The sequence below is a fragment of the Anthropogastromicrobium aceti genome, assembly GCF_020687335.1.
GTDB classification, from domain to species: Bacteria; Bacillota; Clostridia; order Lachnospirales; family Lachnospiraceae; genus Anthropogastromicrobium; species Anthropogastromicrobium aceti.
Genome location: NZ_JAJEQN010000055.1, coordinates 1 through 19838, shown reverse-complemented (window position 1 = coordinate 19838; position 19838 = coordinate 1). Strand labels below are relative to the sequence as shown.

13 protein-coding genes are annotated in these 19838 nt (G+C 39.2%); 11 read left to right on the top strand and 2 right to left on the bottom strand.

The window, feature by feature from the left end:
• The first annotated feature begins 724 nt into the window (after nucleotides 1–724).
• The 3 genes from LKD48_RS14925 to LKD48_RS14915 all read left to right on the top strand — a co-directional run bounded on the left by LKD48_RS14925 (nucleotide 725) and on the right by LKD48_RS14915 (nucleotide 5068).
• A complete protein-coding gene (locus tag LKD48_RS14925; protein WP_308732460.1) occupies nucleotides 725–1180 on the top strand; it encodes a DUF2798 domain-containing protein in 456 nt (151 codons plus the stop codon).
• A gap of 160 nt (nucleotides 1181–1340) precedes the next feature.
• Nucleotides 1341–3983, top strand: a complete 2643-nt coding sequence (locus LKD48_RS14920; protein WP_308732459.1) for a hypothetical protein — start codon at nucleotides 1341–1343, stop codon at nucleotides 3981–3983.
• 38 nt (nucleotides 3984–4021) lie between these two features.
• On the top strand, nucleotides 4022–5068 hold the full coding sequence (locus LKD48_RS14915) for a dienelactone hydrolase family protein (protein ID WP_308732458.1): 1047 nt from the start codon (nucleotides 4022–4024) through the stop codon (nucleotides 5066–5068).
• A 68-nt stretch (nucleotides 5069–5136) separates the two neighbouring features.
• On the opposite strand, the gene LKD48_RS14910 is transcribed toward LKD48_RS14915, so the two are convergent.
• Nucleotides 5137–6720 (bottom strand): glucose-6-phosphate isomerase, encoded by a 1584-nt coding sequence (locus LKD48_RS14910; protein ID WP_308732457.1) that lies wholly within the window; start codon nucleotides 6718–6720, stop codon nucleotides 5137–5139.
• Nucleotides 6721–6954: 234 nt separating this feature from the next.
• On the opposite strand from LKD48_RS14910, the gene LKD48_RS14905 reads away from it, so the two are divergent.
• Entirely contained in the window at nucleotides 6955–8409 is a 1455-nt protein-coding gene (locus tag LKD48_RS14905; protein WP_308732456.1) for a family 43 glycosylhydrolase, read from the top strand.
• A 56-nt stretch (nucleotides 8410–8465) separates the two neighbouring features.
• Here the strand turns inward: LKD48_RS14905 and LKD48_RS14900 are convergent, their stop codons facing one another.
• Nucleotides 8466–10490, bottom strand: a complete 2025-nt coding sequence (locus LKD48_RS14900; protein WP_308732455.1) for a glycoside hydrolase family 31 protein — start codon at nucleotides 10488–10490, stop codon at nucleotides 8466–8468.
• A 188-nt stretch (nucleotides 10491–10678) separates the two neighbouring features.
• On the opposite strand from LKD48_RS14900, the gene LKD48_RS14895 reads away from it, so the two are divergent.
• From LKD48_RS14895 to LKD48_RS14865, 7 genes are all read left to right on the top strand, one after another.
• Nucleotides 10679–11563 (top strand): AraC family transcriptional regulator, encoded by an 885-nt coding sequence (locus LKD48_RS14895; RefSeq protein WP_308732454.1) that lies wholly within the window; start codon nucleotides 10679–10681, stop codon nucleotides 11561–11563.
• A 61-nt stretch (nucleotides 11564–11624) separates the two neighbouring features.
• Nucleotides 11625–13418 carry a sensor histidine kinase gene (locus LKD48_RS14890; RefSeq protein WP_308732453.1) on the top strand — a complete coding sequence of 598 codons (1794 nt, stop codon included), beginning with the start codon at nucleotides 11625–11627 and terminating at the stop codon, nucleotides 13416–13418.
• Nucleotides 13396–14865 carry a response regulator transcription factor gene (locus LKD48_RS14885; RefSeq protein ID WP_308732452.1) on the top strand — a complete coding sequence of 490 codons (1470 nt, stop codon included), beginning with the start codon at nucleotides 13396–13398 and terminating at the stop codon, nucleotides 14863–14865. Before LKD48_RS14890 ends, LKD48_RS14885 begins: the two co-directional genes overlap by 23 nt.
• 122 nt (nucleotides 14866–14987) lie before the next feature.
• Complete coding sequence (locus tag LKD48_RS14880; RefSeq protein ID WP_308732451.1) at nucleotides 14988–16667, top strand: extracellular solute-binding protein; 1680 nt, start codon at nucleotides 14988–14990, stop codon at nucleotides 16665–16667.
• 76 nt (nucleotides 16668–16743) lie between these two features.
• Complete coding sequence (locus LKD48_RS14875; RefSeq protein WP_308732450.1) at nucleotides 16744–17673, top strand: ABC transporter permease; 930 nt, start codon at nucleotides 16744–16746, stop codon at nucleotides 17671–17673.
• A 16-nt stretch (nucleotides 17674–17689) separates the two neighbouring features.
• The gene (locus tag LKD48_RS14870; protein WP_308732449.1) at nucleotides 17690–18619 is read left to right on the top strand and encodes a carbohydrate ABC transporter permease; all 930 of its coding nucleotides are present in this window, start codon (nucleotides 17690–17692) and stop codon (nucleotides 18617–18619) included.
• Nucleotides 18620–18646: 27 nt separating this feature from the next.
• Nucleotides 18647–19549, top strand: a complete 903-nt coding sequence (locus LKD48_RS14865; RefSeq protein ID WP_308732448.1) for a family 43 glycosylhydrolase — start codon at nucleotides 18647–18649, stop codon at nucleotides 19547–19549.
• Nucleotides 19550–19838 lie beyond the last annotated feature (289 nt).

The window sequence follows — 19838 nt, the reverse complement described above, 5'->3', positions numbered from 1 at the left end:
AGTATATCATACTTTACAAGAAATCACAAACACGAAATTGATAATTGCCTGTATAATAATTCGACAAAATTCGACAGTATTGTCTAATTATTCAACAAATTTTCTTAGCCTGCTAACTGACTTTTATAATTGGTAAGAATTAGAATCGTTTAACGTCAGGCTCTCCAGACGACAGGATGTTTCATTTGATAGTTACAATGGTGTTACTGTTCACGGATCAGACAATGTTTATGGCAAAGCCCTGAGGCGAATGGCTTTCACGAAGCCGAACGTTGAAGCAGGACTTTCAAAGTAACATAATATAATAAATAACGTAACAGGTGCCTGCGGAAAAGAGAGGCTGACGAAACCATTGCGCCGATGGGCTTTTTTCAACCCATCCGTGAACTGTAACACAATGATTATTACTATGATATTCATTGTCAGTCACGTTCTTCATCCGTCAACTGGCATTTTTCTTTAATTTCTCAATGTGCAAGTTCAAAGAATGTGATTTTTTCCCGATTTAATAGTATAAATTTTTTAATTAAATGTGCCTTTTATGCTGTTAGATCTGTTATATTCAGAAGATATAGACATTAAAGATTTAGAAAAATATTTCTTGGCTTCATCCCAGGGGCAAGTCCCTGGGTTTTTGCCTAAAAATTTTATAACGAACAACACATGACGCAATTGCCGCCACGCAAGTTGTTTGTATCATTTTATCATACGGAGGGATTTTATTATGCCAAAAAATAAGTTTCAAGATGTTATTTTCACAGCAATCATGGCGACCATTATGGTTTACGGAATGATCGTTTATAATGTTGCGCTCAATATGGGAGGTGTGAGAGGGGAAACCTTTATAGCAGCACTTCACGAGATGCCGATAATGGTTCCAATTGCATTCATTTTAGAATTTTTTGTAGTAGGGAAACTTGCTAGAATGCTTGCATTTACTGTTATGAGACCAGATGATCGTCCGCAGTTTATTACCTACGCAATTTCAATTTGTATTTGCTGTATCATGTGCCCGATAATGAGCCTGATCGCAACGATTCTTTTTAAGGATACAAAGGACTTCCCAACATGGGTACAGACCTGGGGCATGAATTTTCCGATGGCCATTTTGTATCAGATGTTTTATTGCGGCCCGCTAGTACGACTGATTTTCCGTGCAATTTTCAGAGAAAAGAAATAATACTACTATAGAAAAAGGAGCCTGTCATGGGTATGCATCAATTTTACGCATACTTATGGCAGGCTCTTATGTTTGAGTAAAAATATCACTAGATGAAAATGAAAAGTGTGATATACTGAGATTACAAAATTTTACGAAGCAGAAAGGATTGCACAAGTAGATGGAACCGCGTTTAATGGATGTGCTACAGGGAAAGGAAGATAATTATATTTTACCCTTTTTCTGGCAGCATGGAGAATCAAAGGAATTATTAGAAGAGGGAATGCAGCGAATTTATGATAGTGGTATAAAAGCTGTTTGCGTCGAATCACGTCCACACCCAGATTTTGTAGGAGAAGGCTGGTGGAGAGATTTGGATATAATTATGGCAAAGGCAAAGGAATTAAATATGCGTGTCTGGGTTTTAGATGATGCACACTTTCCTTCTGGCTTTTGCAACGGAAAAATTGCACCAGATTCGCCATATGGTAAAATATATTTGACACAGTATGGTGTTGATATTGTTGGACCAAAGCAGGGAAGAAGTGTGCTTATTATACTGGAACAAGGGGAAGAATTAGTTGCAGTGACGATGGGAAAACGTGATCGTGATAATCAGGATAGCCTGACAGAAGTAAAGGATTTGACAAGTCAGGTGTCGGATGGAAGAGTGTTTGTAGATGTGCCGAATGGACTTTGGTGTGTCAATGTAATAAAAACAACTCGAAAAGGAACTGGAAGAAAAAATTATATTAATACGATTGATCATGATGCTGTGCGTTATTTTATTGATCAGATATATGAGCCTCATTATGCACACTATAAAGATGATTTTGGAAAAACATTTGCAGGATTTTTCTCTGATGAGCCTGAAATCGGAAGCTTTGGCGGCGAATATGGTCATGATGCTAATATTGGAAAATTCAATATGAAGATGCCGTGGAGTCAGACATTGCATGAAAGACTAAAAGAACTGTGGGGATCTGAGTTTGCAGAAAATTTAATGGCACTTTGGACAACACCTGATAGAAATTCAAACGAAAATAAAAGTGGATTGTGTCGTATGCAGTTTGCTGATATTGCAGCTCGTTTATATGGAGAGAACTTCTGTGAACAGATTGGAGATTGGTGTCGTCAACATGGTGTGGAATATATTGGTCATGTAATTGAAGACGGAGGAATGCATGCACATATGGGAATTGGAGCAGGTCATTATTTTCATGCGCTTTGGGGGCAGGATATGGCTGGAATAGATGTTGTGCTTCAGCAGATTCGTCCAGGATTGGATGACTGCAAATTCCATAGTGTTGGAGGAAATCTTGGCTATCATGGCGAGTTATATCATTATGCACTTGCAAAACTGGCAGCATCTCTTGCACATATGGATTCTAAAAAAAAGGGAAGAGCGTTGTGTGAGGTATTTGGTGCATATGGATGGGCTGAGGGATTGAAACTTATGAAATGGCTGTTGGACCATATGCTTGTTAATGGTATCAACTATTTTGTTCCACATGCATTTTCAATGAAAGACTTTCCAGATCCGGATTGTCCGCCGCATTTTTATGCACGTGGAATGAATCCACAATTCCCGTATTTTAAAAATTTGATGGAATATTGTAATCGTGTCAGTCATTTGATTTCAAATGGAGTACATATTCCTGCTGTGGCAGTTGTATATCCAGCTGAACAGGAATGGGCAGGAGAATATCTTCCAGTAGAGGCAATTGGAAAGCAATTGCTTAGAAATCAGATTGATTATGAGATTTTGCCAACCGATGTACTGTTGACAATGACAGTAGTGGAAGGAAAGCTTAAATGGGAAAATGAGCAGGTTCCAGTGCTTATTTTATCAGGAAGCAGATGTATTACAAAAATGCTGGCAGATTGGCTTTGCAAGGCAGCCGAAAAAGGTCTCAAAATAGTTGTAGTAGGACAAAAACCACTTGCAATGGATAATAATGGTATTTTAAGAGAGTGGACTAGTCAGATAAAAGACAATTTGACAATTTGTGAACAGGAAGATTTAGCAGATATATTATATTCATTTGGAGTTGATGAAATTAAAACAAAAAAATATGAACCGTGGCTACGCTATTATCATTATAAGCATCAAAACGGAGAATTTTGGCTATTTATGAATCAGTCAGAGACGGAAGAAATTAACACATCACTTTGTTTTGAAGATGGGATGATGGATTCACACAAAATGGATAAAGAATGTATCTGTTGGTATCAGGCATGGGAAAATACTGTTGAACCTTGTGAATGGGATGAAAACAATGATTTAAGTTTGCAGCTTGTGCCAGGTGAGATGAAGGTTTTGTATATGGGTGATTGTACACCTTATGCTAAAATTCTCGCAGAAAAACAGGAGATAATGAAGTTGAAAAAAGCAACTGATTTGCAGACTGGAAAAATTGAGATTACGCCAGCTGCATGGAAACTTTGGATAAAAGAGACGGGAACAGAAAAATATGTTTTGCAGGAGAGAGAAAAAACTGGAGATTTCTGCCGCAAACATCCTTATTTTTGTGGAGTCATGCGATATGAAACAACTGTATTTTTACCAAAGGTTAAAAGTTGCGAGTTAAATCTTGGGGAAGTATATGAAACTGCACATGTGCTTGTTAATGAAAAGGAGGCAGGTGTAAGGGTAGCTTTGCCATATAGTTTTGAGATTGGTAAGTTGCTTCATGAAGGAGAAAATCGTATACTTGTAGAAGTCGCAAATACATTGGCAAATAGACAGAGAGATTTCTTCTCAATGACAATGCCAATAGAGCCATCTGGTTTAATTGGACCAGTAACACTAGATTATTTTTAAAAACTACATAGATCATTAGATGATCAGGAGAGGTATATATGTATTACACAACATTAGAGACTTATAAGAAAAAATATCAAAACAGGTCGTTAACACACGCATATAGTGCGAAAACAAAAGGGGAACATGAGGCATGGAAAAAGAGTTTACGTGACCGTTTAAGGGAAATTACTGGCATGAATAAATGTGTGTATTGTGAACCAGATGCACAATATCTGCGCACTGATCGCGTAAACGATTTGATTGCGGAATATTGGGTTATAAAAACTGAGCCTGAAATTGAGATGCCATTTTATTTGCTGCGTCCAGATCAGCAAAAACCAGATTTTGAAAAGAAAAAACATCCGATATTGATTGTTCCGCATGGACATGGTGGAGGAAAGGAAAGCACTATTCAATCTCAGACTGCATTTATTCGTGATGCACTCGAGGATGGTTTTTTGGTAGTTTGTCCAGATGAACGAGGAAGTGGTGATCGCAGAGAGTTTCCAGAGCAAGGAGACGAACCAGAGAAAATCCGTATGAATTCACATCGTGAACTACTTCAGGTTTGCATTGGATTTGGACAAAGTGTAATTGGAATGGCAGTTTGGGATTTGATGCGACTTGCAGATTATTTACTTGCACTTTCAGAAAGTAATGGCTTTTTAGCTTGTGCAGGTATGTCAGGAGGCGGACAGCAAACTGTATGGTTTTCTGCTATGGATGATCGGGTAAAGGCAGCGATTACAAGTGGATATTTCTATGGATTTAAAGAATCACTAATTGAACTTCCACAAAATTGTGCTTGTAATTTTATTCCACATATGTTTGAAACAGCAGATATGGGTGAATTAGGGGCATTGATTGCACCGCGTCCGTTCTTCGTGGAGAGTGGAGAAAAGGATGGACTAAATGGAAAATCAGGATTGAATAATGTTATCACACAATTAGACGTTACTCGTAAGGCATATCATATTTTTAATGAAAATGCATATCCAATTCACAGTATACATTCAGGTGGGCATCAGTGGGTTGGAACAGGAATGAGGACGTTCTTAATAAAAGCAATGGAAAAAGAACGAGCTAATATTATTTCAATCTAAGAAGATAATCAGGATAATTCATAAAAGAAGACCAGCGAGAACTCCCGCTGGTCTTTTTTAAACGCAAATTAGATATTTAACAGATCACTGTAAGCCTTTAAAGCACCGTCTGTGTCATGTGCAAGAACGCGCTTTGCAAGAACCTTTCCAAGCTGTACACCTTCCTGATCGAAGCTGTTTAAGTTCCATACGAATCCCTGGAACATGATCTTGTTCTCAAAGTGAGCAAGAAGTGCACCTAAGGAAGCAGGAGTCAGCTTATCACCGGTGATGATACTTGATGGACGATGTCCCTTGAAGTTCTTGTTTAAGTTGTCATCTTTCTTTCCGCAAGCGAATGCAACGATCTGAGCAGCAACGTTTGCGCACAGCTTCTGCTGGCTGGTGCTGTTTTCGATGTCAACATCAACACCTAACTGGCTGTTTCTAAAGCCAATGAACTGTAGCGGAACGATGTCAGAGCCCTGATGAAGCAGCTGATAGAAGGAATGCTGTCCATTTGTTCCTGGCTCACCAAAGATAACAGGACCGGTTGGGTAGTCAACTGGCTCACCGAAGCGGTTTACGGTCTTACCATTTGACTCCATGTCACACTGCTGTAAATGAGCAGGGAAACGGCTTAATGCCTGAGAGTACGGTAAAACAGCAGTAGCCGGATAACCCTGAACGTTTCTCTCGTAAATACCAATCAGTGCATCGAGCATATCTGGGTTCTGGAAGATGTTCTTGTTTGCTGCGAGCTTGTCTTCCTCGGCAGCACCGTCAAGCAGCTGTGCGAAAACTTCTGGTCCAAATGCAAGAGACAGGATTGCACCGCCAACACCAGAAACGGAAGAGTAACGTCCGCCGATGTAGTCATCCATGAAGATAGCAGTCAGATAAGAATCACTCTTTGCAAGAGGAGATGTCTCACTTGTAACAGCTAACATATGCTTGGATGGATTTAATCCAGCCTTTACAAGTGCGTCCTTTACGAATGCCTCATTAGTTAAAGTCTCAAGTGTTGTTCCAGACTTGGATACAACGATAAATAAGGAATGTGCAAGATCAACGCTTGCTAAAACTGCTGCTGCGTCATCTGGATCAACATTGCTGATGAACTTTGCTTCCATCTTGAAGGTGTTGTTTGCCTTTGCCCAGTTCTCAAGTGCGATATAAAGAGCACGAGGACCAAGATCACTTCCGCCGATACCGATCTGAACAACGGTGGTGAACTTCTCGCCATTTTCATTGGTGATCTCACCTGCGTGAACCTTGTTTGCAAAATCAGCTGCCTTCTTCTGCTGTGCTACATAAAACTCGCGCTTGTCAACGCCGTCTGCAACAACAGCCTTTCCAAGCTGTACACGAGCAAGGTGATGAAGAACCATACGGTTTTCTCCAGTGTTGATAACGGCACCGTTGTAAAGCTCCTCAAATTTTTCAGAAAGCTCAGCCTCGTTAGCCAGCTTTTCAAGAGCGGCAAGAACAGTCTCGTCAACCTCTTTTGCAGCGTAATTGTAGCATAATCCAGCTGCCATCGGTACGCTGTATTTTGCGACACGCTCAGCTCCGTTTTCTCCAGACATTGCCTTGGCGATATCGACATGATTTTTCAGTTTGGAAAGCTCGCCATAAGAAGCAAGTGTATCCAGATTTTTCCATGCTGCCATAATAAAATCCTCCTTATATAGGTGGCACCGTACATGACGCGTTGTATGTGGTCATGCCAAAGGCCATCTCCAAGACTGATTATACATAAAAACATCAAGGATTTCAACTTGCTTTTTACTTGCGTTTTTAATTTGTGTGTGATAAGCTGAGTGCAGAGACTGGCAGCAATCCAAGAAGATCGTACAGATAAAGATTGCTCTTGGTTTTATCGGAAATTGAAAGGGAGAAAAACAATGGAGGAGAGAAAAAAAGAAGTTCTTAGGGTGTATAACAGAAAGACGGTAAAAGGACAGTATCCGAATGGGTTAGCATATAGCGTACATCTGTCGGTAAAGGAAAATGAAGAGGAGTGTCCGCTGCACAACAATTATGGTTTGGTATTTCCAAAAGCATGGGTGAATGAGGATAATGTGATTGTACCAAGCTTTGTTGGCAATTTAAAAGTAGCAGCAGTAAAAAAGGATGGGGCAGTTACCTATTTAATTACGGGAGAAGACTGGAAATCTGATGGAAGTGTGAACAGCGAAAACAAGGGATCTTTTTGGAGTTGGAGCACAGCTGATTTTCTGACTTTTGACGAATGGGGGATTTGCTCAGGGGCACAGCTGTGTGAAAAAACAGGCTTGACGCTTGAGGCAATTCGAATGACCGATCAGATTGCAATACCGGATGAAATGGCACAATGTATTAAGCATCATTGGAATGCACTTCATGCAAAAAGGCAGATGACAGAGCCAAAATTAAAATTCCCACTTGCGCGGGGACTTGCTGATCCGGTGGTTTTGTTATGGAAGGATGACTATTATTTTATTGCAACGAACGACAATGAGAATGACATTGGTTTCTATGTGAGAAAAGCGCATGAGCTAGAGGATTTGTTTGCAAAAGATGTAAAGACGTATAAGATTTTGGATAAGGATACGGAAAATGGGTTTGTTCAGCTGTTTTGGGCACCGGAATTTCATGTGCTGAATGGAAGTTTGTATTTGCTGTTTACAGTCAGTGATTCTGAATGGAATCCGCAGTGCCATATTATGAAGTTAAAAGAAAATGGCGACATCTTAAATCCGAAAGATTGGGAAAAGCCAATCCGTGTAAGAAGGGCAAATGGAGGCTTTTTGTCAGAAAAAGGCATTAATATTGATATGACACCTGTAAAGTCGGGAGAACGCTATTTTTATGTGTGGTCTCATCGAAAGAACATTGGAACACCGCTTGATACAGGCTCGATGTTAATGATTGACGAATTTGATCCAGTGCATCCAGAACGGCTGATTAGCGAACCTAAGTGCTTGTCTAGACCACTGTATGGCTTTGAAAATACGGAGCATACAATTAATAATGAAGGACCGTATGCATTTTATTACCATAACAAAATTTATTTGGCCTATTCGGGAGGCGATGCGAGAGGATATCTGTATGCAATCGGCATGTTGACGGCAAATGATGGAGATGATCTTTGTGATTTGTCTGTGTGGGAAAAAGCGAAGACACCGATAGCTAGCTTTGCAACCATTCCAGGCGAGTATGGTCCGGGGCACAATTCATTTTTCTGGGATCGGGATCAAAATTTGTGGATCGCCTATCACGCGGTTACAAGCTTTGAGGAAAAGATTGTGTCAAGTGGAATGAGACGTGTCTATTTTGAACAGGATAAAACACCGAGATTTGATGTCATCGTTGAATAAGGAAACAATAAAAAGTGGAGGAGCGAATGAGCTTCTCCACTTTTTGTATGAAAAAATTAAATGCGTTTAAATACTGGCATTGAATCAAGCGGTGCGTCTGCGGTGATTGTCTGGCCACCATTGTAAACCTTGTGGTCTCTTGTATCTTCCCACTTTCCGGCTGGCAGATAAACTTCGCGCTCAAACTGGTTTAAGTGGAAGATTGGAGCAACCAGGTAGTCGCTTCCAAACATGTACTGATCCTGCAGCTCCCAGCACTTTGAATCCTCTGGGAACTCATAGAACATTGTACGAATTAATGGAGAGCCGTTTGATGAAGCTTCTTCGTAGAGCTGTTTGATGTAATCATGCATCTCGATACGGATATCATAATATTTCTTCATGATGCGGTAATTTTCCTCACCGTAGCTCCATAGCTCATTTGGCTGTCCTGTATGAAGGTAGCCGCCGCCCCAGTCGCGCGTATCAAGCGGTGGAATGTTGTAAGGACCACGATCACCGTGCATACGAAGAACTGCAGAGTAAACAGCAAACTCATACCAGCGAATTAAAAGCTGCTGGAAATCTGGATCATTTACATCATCAGTCATGAAGCCGCCGACATCTGTTGTCCACCACGGGATTCCGGCAAGACCCATATTTAAGCCTGCCTGAAGCTGGTCATAGAATGCCTCAAAGGTACTAGGAACATCGCCAGACCATACAACATTGCCGTATTTTTGGCTGCCAGCCCATGCACAGCGAAGTAAATTAACAACAGTGCCATCGCCAAGATCCTTCATGTTGTCATAGAAAACGCGGCTGTACAGCTGCGGATAAATATTAGAGCAGGAGAGAGCAGGACCTGCAATGTATCGGTAATGGTCGAAATCGTATACACCGTAATCAGGCTCGGAGTTGTCAAGCCAGAATGCATCGATGCCAAAATCATAATAATTTTTCTTGCAGATTTCCCATACGTATTTTCTTGTTTCAGGATTAAATACATCAATCTCAACACAGTCACCCTGATAGTCGTAAGTTTGTGCTGCACCTCGCTCAGTCCGGATCAAAAGGCCGCGATCCATCATTGGCTGGAAGTTTTCGCTCTTTCTGTCAACTGATGGCCATACAGAAACTATTACCTTAATGCCCATGGAGTGGAGTTCATCTACCATTGCCTTAGGATCAGGCCAGTAGGTGGTATCAAATTTCCAGTCACCCTGAACAGTCCAGTGGAAGAAGTCGATTACGATCTGGTCAATATGGATGCCTTCCTTCTGGTACTGACGTGCAACGCTAAGAACTTCATCCTGTGTGCGGTAACGAAGCTTGCACTGCCAAAGTCCCATACGGTCCTCAGGAAACATCGGTGCGCGTCCTGTCACGGCTGTATAATTTTCCAAAATCTGCTTTGGTCCGTCAGCAACTGTAAGCCAATAATCCATCTGCTTGGTGGAACGTGCAGTCCATTCAGTATAGTTCTTTCCGAATGTAACCTGTCCGACAGCTGGATTGTTCCACAGCATACCATAGCCGAGATTTGATACAGCAAAAGGAACACTTATCTGGGAATTCCTCTGAGCAAGCTCAAGGGTACATCCCTTTAGATCCATATATGGCTGCTGATATTGTCCCATACCGAAGATCTTCTCACCGTCATTGCTGTCAAATTTCAGATTCAGACTGAATTCGCTTCCTCCAATGATGCCCTTCCACTCGCGGTTTACAGTTTTTAAGCAGCGGCTTTCGCGGCTTAATGTGCCATCGTAGCTGCGATAATACTCGCGTAAAAACTGTCTGCCGTCACGGTAAAATGTGATAACACCTGCAAAGTTAACAACTGCGCATATGCGTCCATTTGTGATAGAGGCAGACTCACGCTTATCAATAGTGCCGTCACCAACCCAGTGGTCAACTTCGTGACACTCAACCTCAGCATGTGAGCTCTCTGGTGTTTCTGTAAGTGCCCAAGCTTGGTTTGATAATTCTGGGAGCATGGTTGCACGAATACGAAGAGAATTTTTGCCCCACGGCTCAATACGAAGCATTTCGCCGCCGTTTCTGGCTATTAGAACGCCATTTGCTGTTTCAAATTGCATAAAAAACCTCCTTATAAATAGTGCGATAAGTATCGCAAATTTCTTCTGATTGTATTATACTAACAAAAGAAAGAAAATACTTGACCATTTTTCACAGATTCTGACACAAAATTGATTTTACAGTTCACACGTTGTGTGCGATTTTGCAAATGAGCTTCTTGTGAACTGCAACAAAGGAGGAGAAACATATGAACCAACTAGAATTTGCTCGTATTCATGAAATGCAGTTTCACGGAGATATTCGATTTCATCTGCGTCTTCATGAAATGACAAAGGAACCTCTCTGGCCAGAGCCAGTACCGCCGCATTGGCATGAAGAGTATGAATTTCTGGTGATTACAAGAGGTACTGGAACGGCTTGTCTTAATACAAGAACAATGCATATTGAGCCTGGGGATATTTTATTTATTAATGCTGGGATTGTACACTCCTTTAGGGGAGATGAAAAAAATCCATTGGCTTTTTATGCGCTTGATTTTGGAAGAGAGCTTATAAGCAGCTATGGCAATGATGATATTCAGCAAAAATATATCAGCCGTCAGGCAAATGGTGAGCTTATTTTCAGAGACCATTTCAAAAAGGATGATGCTATGTGGCCGCATATCGAAGAACCGCTTGAAGAAATACGTGCTCTTTGCAGCCAGGAAATGGCAAAAAATGAGCTGCTGATTAAATCAAATCTGCTTCGCATATGGCATTATCTGTGCTTGGATGCAGAAGCAACGTCATTTACTCTAAAGAAAAAGGATGATGAACGAGTGCGTATGATCAAGCAGATTCTGCAGTATATACAGGAAAATTATGCAAGGAATTTAACTTTGTGTGGCCTTGCAGCATATTTCCATATGAGTGAGGGACAGTTTTGCCGTTTCTTTAAATCACAGATAGGAATGACTGCAATTGAGTATTTAAATTATTACCGTATCGGTGTGGCTTGTGACATGTTAAAGGATGGCATGTTGCCAATCAGTGAGATTGCGACAGAATGCGGCTACAACAATATCAGCTATTTTAACCGAACCTTTCGAAAATATATGCACTGTACACCGGGAGAGTATCGGGTGAAAAAGTAGACTGTATATAGCAATTTTTGAGAAATCTTAAAAGAAATAAATAGAAAAGGGAGTGTATCAGATGGAATGGGTGAAGAGAAAGATCAGAAGAGTGCTGGATCTATTTGGAAGAGTGAAGCTTGTGACAGTGTATGCGTGGATTTGTATGATCTCATTTGCCATATTTGTAGGGGCGTGGTATTTTTCAAATCAGATTGCCGGAAAGTCAATTCGAAATGAATACGAGGACTATAATGAGGCCTTATTTGACCAGACGGTTTCTGATATCAACAGAGGTATTTTTGATTTGGTACAGTTGTCTTATACGATTATGTCCAGTGAGAGCTTAAATGAATTTTTGACCGCAAAAAATTTTGGAGAGAGAAATAGTGCGCTTTCTGGTGTTCAATATGAATTTAACCGATTAAAAACGATCCGAAATGATATAAAAGCAATTGTTTTATATGATAATGAAGGAAAAATGATGGCAAATACAGGAATTACGATTCCTTCTGAGTTATATAGTACTGTGAATAATGGATCATCTATTTCATTTTCTGGAATTTACCACATCGAAAATAACGATTATTTTCAAGTGATCGTGCCATTATATTTGGTGGAAAAATCAGTGGTAAAAGAAAAAAATGGTTGTTGCAGTTTGTTAGTAAGTCTTGATTTTTTGGAGCAAAGACTTCCAGATGTGGTGCGTTCAGGAGAGCAGTGGTGTGCAATTATAGATGGTGATTCACAGATTATATTGGAAAAGGGAGATCGACCATCTTACCTTCCAACGAAAAGTCAGTGGTTTTCAATGGATGAAGAGGCAGATGAGGCTTCATTTATATATATAGAAAAGTTTGATAAGGCAAAATGGAAAATTTTATTTAGCATTCCCCAAAATACCGTATTTCGGGATATTAATACAATCCAAAGAATTAATCTAATGACCTATTTGGTTACAGGAATGTTGATTTTCGTGCTGTTTTTGGGAATTTATGCAAGCTTTTTGCGTCCGGTTAAGCGTCAGATTGCGTTTATGAATTATTATGCGATCAATCGAAAAAGTAGAATGAAAGTACTTTCTGATAATGAGATGGGCATTTTGGCAAAAAATTTAAATGAGATGCTAGACGAGCTTGATCATCTAAATGATGAAAATATACAGGCAAGTAAGAAAATACTTGAGGTAGAATATCAGAAAAAACAGTCAGAACTTTTGGCGTACCGAAATCAAATCAATCCACATTTTCTGTACAATACATTTGAATGTATCAGAGGAATGGCCTTGTATTATGAAGTACCGGATATTGCAGCTATTTCAGAGTCACTTGCCAGTTTTTTTACATATAATGTTCGGGGTAAGGGGTATGCACAGATTCGAGTGATCTGTCAGCATATTGAAGATTATGCGTCGATTATTGGGTATCGTTTCATGAATCAATATCAGATCGTCTATCATGCGGATGAAGATGCGATGGAATGTATATTTCCCAAAATGGTTATACAGCCTCTATTAGAAAATGCGATTTTTCATGGCTTAGAAACAATAGAGTCAGATGGAATTGTTCAGGTAGAAATTAAAAAGAAAGGACAAAAGTTAATTATTTTAGTGGCTGATAATGGCCATGGAATGGATCAGGCAACTCTTGATGCGATGAATACCAGATTAAAAGAATATGATCGAACCAATTTATTGCCAATTGAAAAACATGGAATTGGAATGGTGAATATTTATCGAAGGCTAAGGCTTTTTTATGGTGAGGATCTTGCGTTTTCTGTAGAAAGTGAAATTGGTGTAGGCACAAGAATCAAAATTTGTGTACCGTCAGAAGCAAATATAAGGGAGGATGAGTATGTTTCAGGTATATTTAATTGACGATGAAATATGGGCGCTGATTAGTCTTGAGAAGTTGATTCCATGGAAAGAATATGGATTTTGCATCTGTGGAAAGTCAAATAGTGCAAAAAAAGCATGGGATGATATTTGTAAAAATCCACCAGATGTAGTGATTACTGATATTCGAATGCCAGGTATGACTGGCTTAGAATTGCTAAAAAGATTACATGACAGCAAAATGAAGACGCAGGTTGTGTTAGTCAGTGGTTTTGCAGAATTTCAATATGCGCAGGAAGCAATTAAGCATGGTGCTTTTGAGTATCTTTTAAAGCAAGTGAAAAGGGAACAATTAAAAGAGTGTATGATACGCTTGTTTACATTTTTGTCAGAGCAAAAAAAGAAAATGTTAGAAACAGAGGCATATAGTGAAAAACAATTTTGGACACAGATGCAGGATCAGCAGATCAAAAGAGCAGCAGAATGCTTGTTTCAAATAGAAAAACAGGAGTGGATTGGCAAAGTTTGTTTTGTAGCCTCATGCAAGAAAGAAAACATTGTAGATAAAAAGAATGGCAAAATGATTCAAGTGGAGAGTTTTCGGCTCTTTTTGTTAGGTGAGCGAGATGAAAATGCATATGGTTTGTGTATTGCTGATCAGGAGAAAAGTTCGAAGTCAGAGGAAATTAAGAAGTTTCTAGCACAGGTTTCAGAACAAGAAACTGTATGGGGAATTTCAAGAATAGGCGATGGAACACAGAAAGTATCAGAAATGATATGGGAAGCACAAACTGCACTTAGAGCTGCCTATTTTTCACAAAATCAAATTCTTTCTTATCATATAAAAGGAAATGGATGGAAAAAATGGGATGAGTTGAGCCGAGCTATGTATTATAAACAAAATACACAAGTGAGAATGCAGCTTGAAGCATTAAAAAACGAGGTAGAAGTAGGTGCTGTATTGTCAGACGAATTGTTCTCCATTTTAGAGCGAATAGATTATGAATACAAAAAGTCGCATGGAAAAAATTTAAAGCCACAGGAATGGATAAGAGAGTGTGATATGATTCACAGCTATCCGAGTGATAAAGAATTTTTTAGATGGTTGATGGTATTTTTTCCAGTTCAATCAGAGGTAGGAAGTGACAGTGCACAGTATATTATTCACCTTATTGAAAATCAACTTGCAAATGCACCTACGTTAGCGACGATAGGAAAAGAACTTGGGATGAGTCAAGGCGCATTGACTCAGATATTAAAACGTCAGACAGGAAAAAATTATTCAGAACTGCTTTTGGAACAGCGAATGAAGCGGGCGAAAGAATTACTTGTTTATACCAATAAGACAATCACGGAAATTGCAGAGGAGACAGGCTATACAGACTTGTTTTATTTTTCAAAAACATTTAAAAAGAATAACGGCATTTCACCAAATGAATATCGGAAAGAAAAAAGAATAGAAAATGAACAAAGTACAAATGAAAAATAAACAAATTACCAAACAAAATGCCAAATAATACATGTGAAGATGAAAATGAATTGTGTATAATAATGGCATCACAAGACGTAGAGATCCTGAAAACAGGACAAAGTAATGAAAGGGGCAAGAACATGAAAAAAGAAATGAAGCGAAAAGCAATGGCACTCACACTTACATCTGCATTAGCAGCAATGGCAATTGTTCCGATAGCAGTTCAGACAAATGCAATGGCAGCAGATGATGTAACAATTGATTGGTTTTCGGATGTGTCTGGATGGGGACCAGCAAACTGGAATGGTGCAGAGACATCACCGCTTATGGATTCCATCAAGGAAAATTTTGGTGTTAATTTTGAAATTGAGCAACCGGCAACGGATGCGGATACCAAATTAGCACTGATGATTGCAACTGATGATCTTCCAGATTTAATTTCCATTACGGATAATGAGACGATCACTCAGCTGATTGAGTCTGGTTATGTATGGACAATTGACGAGTTTATGGAAGAATATGATCCAGATTCTCATTTGCTATCAGATTTCCCAGAGGATGTTAAGGAAGCTGTTATCAATTCATATGGAGATTTCTGGTTCTTCCCAAGCCATATTGATTCTGTAGATCATAGAGAGACCTATCCTCTTTGCTCAGAAACCTATGTAAACAATGTTGTTTATGGTCAGAACAGTTCCATTATGTTCAATACCAAGATTATGGAAGATCTTGGGCTTACTCAGGAAGATGTACAAACCCAAGAAGCTTTCATGGCAACCTTAGAGAAGGTAGCAAATTCTGGATATACAGTGGATGGTGAACCGATTATTGTAGCAACAATGAATGCAAATCTTTGGCTAAATTCATTGGATGGTGTAATGAGTGATAGCTTTGGTGTAGTTCCGGTAGATGCAGAAGGAAATTATCGTATGAGAGAGCTAAATCCAGGCTATAAGGAAGTATTGAAATTTACAAATGATATGGTTCGAAATGGCTATATGGATTTGAACCTGCTAACATTGGACGAAAATGCACTTGTTACATATATTGAATCTGGTCGTGTATTCTGCTGGTTTGGTAATCCGGCACAGGCTGATTTAAGCAAATCTAATATGACATCATATGGACCAATTTTATCGGATACTGGATCAGTACCGACAGTTGGAATCAATTCCTTGGCAGGAACTGGATGGATTAAGACCTTTGTATCAAAGAATTGTGAAAATCCAGAGGCACTAGCAAAGGCACTTAGCTTTGCAACAAGTGAAGAAGGATTGTGGTTAAATTATTACGGTGTTGAGGGCGAAGATTATACAGTTCAGGAAAACGGAACTATGGTTCGTACAGAGGAAGGTCTTGCACGTTACAAAGATGTATATGCACAGAATATCTGGTTATGGCCGTTTAACGATACCGATTTCTTCTGGGCAACAACGCCAGGACCAGAGGAGCAAGCAGATGGTGAAAATGGTTCCGATTTGGCATATTCGATTGCATGCTCTGCACTTGGTCGCTGGGATACAACCTATATTTACAACTCCGGATTGCTTACAACAGTAAATGCAAATCCGCTTGAAGCCAGTAGCGACTTGGGAATCAAATATACACAGATTAAAAATTATCTGGAAAGTCAGAAGGCAAAGATTATTTCTGCAACAAGTGATGAGGAGTTTGAAAAGGAATACCAGAATATGATTGATACCTTAAATGAGTATGATGCTGAGGCAGTAGATTCTGCATTAAATGAGTATCTTCAGACCGCATGTGAGCAATATGACCAGAGCATTGAAAATCCAAATGCAGAGGTTTATGGCGAGTAAGCTGAATAGAAATTGAAAGAAAGTCAATACGGTCTGCACATTTGTGCAGACCGTGCTTTTTAAGAGGAGAGAAGGTATGGCAAAAAGAAAACACAGGTTAGGATACGGATTAGGCGTACAACTTCAACTGCATTCAATGATGTTACCAGGAACATTATTAATGATTGTTTTTAATATTATTCCATTGTTTGGATTGATATTGGCCTTTAAGAATTATAAGGTTACGCAGGGAATCGTCGGAATTTTTACTAGCCCATTTTATGGCTTTCAAAACTTTAAAATTATTTTTTCCAACCATGATTTTATGGGAATGCTTGTAAATACGCTTGGCATCAATCTGATTGGCCAATTGGTTACCATTCCGCTTACAATCATCTTTGCTTTATTTATTAATGAGATTACACATGAAAAAATGAAGAATTTGGTAAAGACAGTAACCTATATGCCACATTTTATATCTTGGGTTGTTTTTGGAAGTATTGTAATTAATTTATTGGCTTCAGATGGAGCAATCAACCAGCTTTTATTAAAGTTTGGCATTTTAAAAAATCCAGTTGTATTTATGGCAAAACCAGATTATTTTTGGACGATCAGTATTATATCAAGTTTGATTAAGGAAATTGGATGGGGAACCATCTTATATACAGCAGCAATTGCTGGAGTAGATCAAGAAATGTATGAGGCCGCAGAAATTGATGGAGCAGGACGCTATCGCAAGATGTGGAGCATTACACTCCCATGTATAAAGGGTACAATTGTAATTATGGTAATTTTTGCAGTAGCTGGTATTATGAATAATAATTTTGATCAGATATTCGTTTTGCAAAATTCCTTTAACCTAGAGCGAAGCGAGGTAATTGATACCTATATTTATAAGGTTGGTCTGCAACAGCTGCAATTTGGTATGGCATCAGCAATCAATATTTTCAAGTCAGCGATTGCACTTGTTTTACTGTTTATTGCAAATTTCGTTTCAGGAAAACTAACAGGTAGTGGATTGTTCTAGGAAGGAGGGAAAGACAATGGCAAGAGAAAAAAAGCTACATTCAAAAAAGAAAAATGAAAGATATTTCATGATTAGATTGTACATTGTGATGACACTTATTATGTTAATTACACTGTATCCGATGTGGTATTCGGTTATTAATTCATTGAATTCAGCAGCAGATCTTTCCAAGAACGGATATGCCTATCTGTTACCACGTGATTTTACATTGGATAGTTGGAAAGCAGTTGTAAAAGATGGAGAAATTGTTCGAGCATTTGGCATTACTGCTAGCAGAACGATTTTGGTTACTTTTTTTCAGACACTGATAACAGCAATGTTTGCATATGGTTTTTCTAGAAATAATCTGATTGGAAAAAAGTTTTATACATTGTTGGGATTTACTAGTATGTATTTAAGTGGTGGTGTAATTGCTTACTTTATTCTTTTCAATTATTTAAAACTATATAATTCCTATTGGGTTTATATAATTCCGAACTTGTTTGGTGGATTTTATAATGTTATTATTTTTACTGCAAACTTTAAAGGAATTCCAGATTCCCTTTTTGAGTCAGCAAGAATTGACGGATCATCTGAATATCGTGTATTCTTTAAGATTGTTTTGCCACTTTCAAAACCAGTACTTAGCGCACTTGGAATTTTCACTGCAGTGGGTGTCTGGAATGATTATACAGCCACATTGTATTATACACGATCACCAAAGCTCCAGACATTATCATATTATTTGCTTTCTGTTACGAAGTCGAGTAAGGCAGCAGAAGAACTCCAGAAGTCAATGGATGTAGGAACCGCAGCCAATATTCGAAATGTGGTAGCATCGGCATCAAACTATAAGACAATTGAGTTGTCTTGCATGGTATTTGCAGCACTGCCGCTTATTGTTATCTATCCATTTCTTCAGAAGTTTTTTGAGAAGGGTGTGATGGTTGGTTCTGTAAAGGGTTAAAACTTTTGCAAAAGAAAGGAAAAGAATATGGAAACAAAAATGGAAAAGGGGTTTCCAGCACCGTTGTTTCGCGATCCTATTTTTGATGGAGCATCAGACCCAACGGTGATTTGGAACAAAAAGGAAGCGTGCTACTATATGTTTTATACCCAGAGGCGTTCTACATCGGTGCAGGTTGGATTTTCATCAATCCATGGAAGTAAGATTGGAGTGGCAACGTCAACAGATAAAAAAGGCTGGCTTTATCGCGGTACATTAGAAAATCTTGATATTGAGCATGGTCATAATACCTTTTGGGCACCAGAGATTTTTGAGGCAAATGGAACATATCATATGTATGTATCCTATATTACAGGAATCCCAACAACATGGGAGTATCCAAGACACATTCTCCACTATACATCTGAAAATCTTTGGGACTGGACTTATCAGTCAACATTGCAGCTGTCATCTGAGCGCGTGATTGATGCATGTGTGTATGAGGTTTGTCCGGGTGTTTACAAGATGTGGTATAAAGATGAAAACCATGACAGCCATATTTATGCAGCACAGAGCACTGACCTGTATCAATGGGAGGTAGTTGGAGAGGAAATTTCTGACTGTTCACAGGAAGGACCGAATGTATTTGAGCTTGGTGGAAAGAAATGGATGATATGTGATTGCTGGAAGGGTCTTTCAGCGTATGTATCAGATGATTTTACTAATTGGAAACGTTGCCCATGTAATCTTCTTGTAGGGCCAGGCAAGGATCCATCTGATCAGACAAATGGTCATCATGCCGATATTCTAGTAGAAAATGGTGAAGCAGAGATTTATTATTTTACTGGACAGTATCCGGAAGACTGTGCGGATGTAGGACTTCGTGCATTGACTGCTGTGCAGGGGTGTATGCTGTATGCAGAGGATGATAAGCTTTGCTGTGTGAGATGATCGGGAATTAAAAGAAATGCAGGAATACCTGATTGCAAAGCAGACAGTTCAGCATATTTTTGGAATTGACTGGAAAAATGAAGAAGAAAAAAGACAGAAAGAACAGGAACAGCAAGCACAAAATCATACTCGCTGATAGCTGCTACGGCGAATGAAAAAATTGTGCAGACGCCGTCTGCACAATTTGAAAGCCACGGTCTGAACCCCCATTATGGTATGCTCCCCGTCAAGAGGACAATAAAAAATAATAAATTTTTGTATCGTCAGCCATGCTATGGCTGGCGATATT

Excerpts from the sequence above, each read along its gene's own strand:
- LKD48_RS14925 (WP_308732460.1), top strand. The coding sequence starts at position 725 with ATGCCAAAAAATAAGTTTCAAGATGTTATTTTCACAGCAATCATGGCG.
- LKD48_RS14920 (WP_308732459.1), top strand. The coding sequence starts at position 1,341 with ATGGAACCGCGTTTAATGGATGTGCTACAGGGAAAGGAAGATAATTAT.
- LKD48_RS14915 (WP_308732458.1), top strand. The coding sequence starts at position 4,022 with ATGTATTACACAACATTAGAGACTTATAAGAAAAAATATCAAAACAGG.
- LKD48_RS14910 (WP_308732457.1), bottom strand. The coding sequence starts at position 6,720 with ATGGCAGCATGGAAAAATCTGGATACACTTGCTTCTTATGGCGAGCTT.
- LKD48_RS14905 (WP_308732456.1), top strand. The coding sequence starts at position 6,955 with ATGGAGGAGAGAAAAAAAGAAGTTCTTAGGGTGTATAACAGAAAGACG.
- LKD48_RS14900 (WP_308732455.1), bottom strand. The coding sequence starts at position 10,490 with ATGCAATTTGAAACAGCAAATGGCGTTCTAATAGCCAGAAACGGCGGC.
- LKD48_RS14895 (WP_308732454.1), top strand. The coding sequence starts at position 10,679 with ATGAACCAACTAGAATTTGCTCGTATTCATGAAATGCAGTTTCACGGA.
- LKD48_RS14890 (WP_308732453.1), top strand. The coding sequence starts at position 11,625 with ATGGAATGGGTGAAGAGAAAGATCAGAAGAGTGCTGGATCTATTTGGA.
- LKD48_RS14885 (WP_308732452.1), top strand. The coding sequence starts at position 13,396 with ATGTTTCAGGTATATTTAATTGACGATGAAATATGGGCGCTGATTAGT.
- LKD48_RS14880 (WP_308732451.1), top strand. The coding sequence starts at position 14,988 with ATGAAAAAAGAAATGAAGCGAAAAGCAATGGCACTCACACTTACATCT.
- LKD48_RS14875 (WP_308732450.1), top strand. The coding sequence starts at position 16,744 with ATGGCAAAAAGAAAACACAGGTTAGGATACGGATTAGGCGTACAACTT.
- LKD48_RS14870 (WP_308732449.1), top strand. The coding sequence starts at position 17,690 with ATGGCAAGAGAAAAAAAGCTACATTCAAAAAAGAAAAATGAAAGATAT.
- LKD48_RS14865 (WP_308732448.1), top strand. The coding sequence starts at position 18,647 with ATGGAAACAAAAATGGAAAAGGGGTTTCCAGCACCGTTGTTTCGCGAT.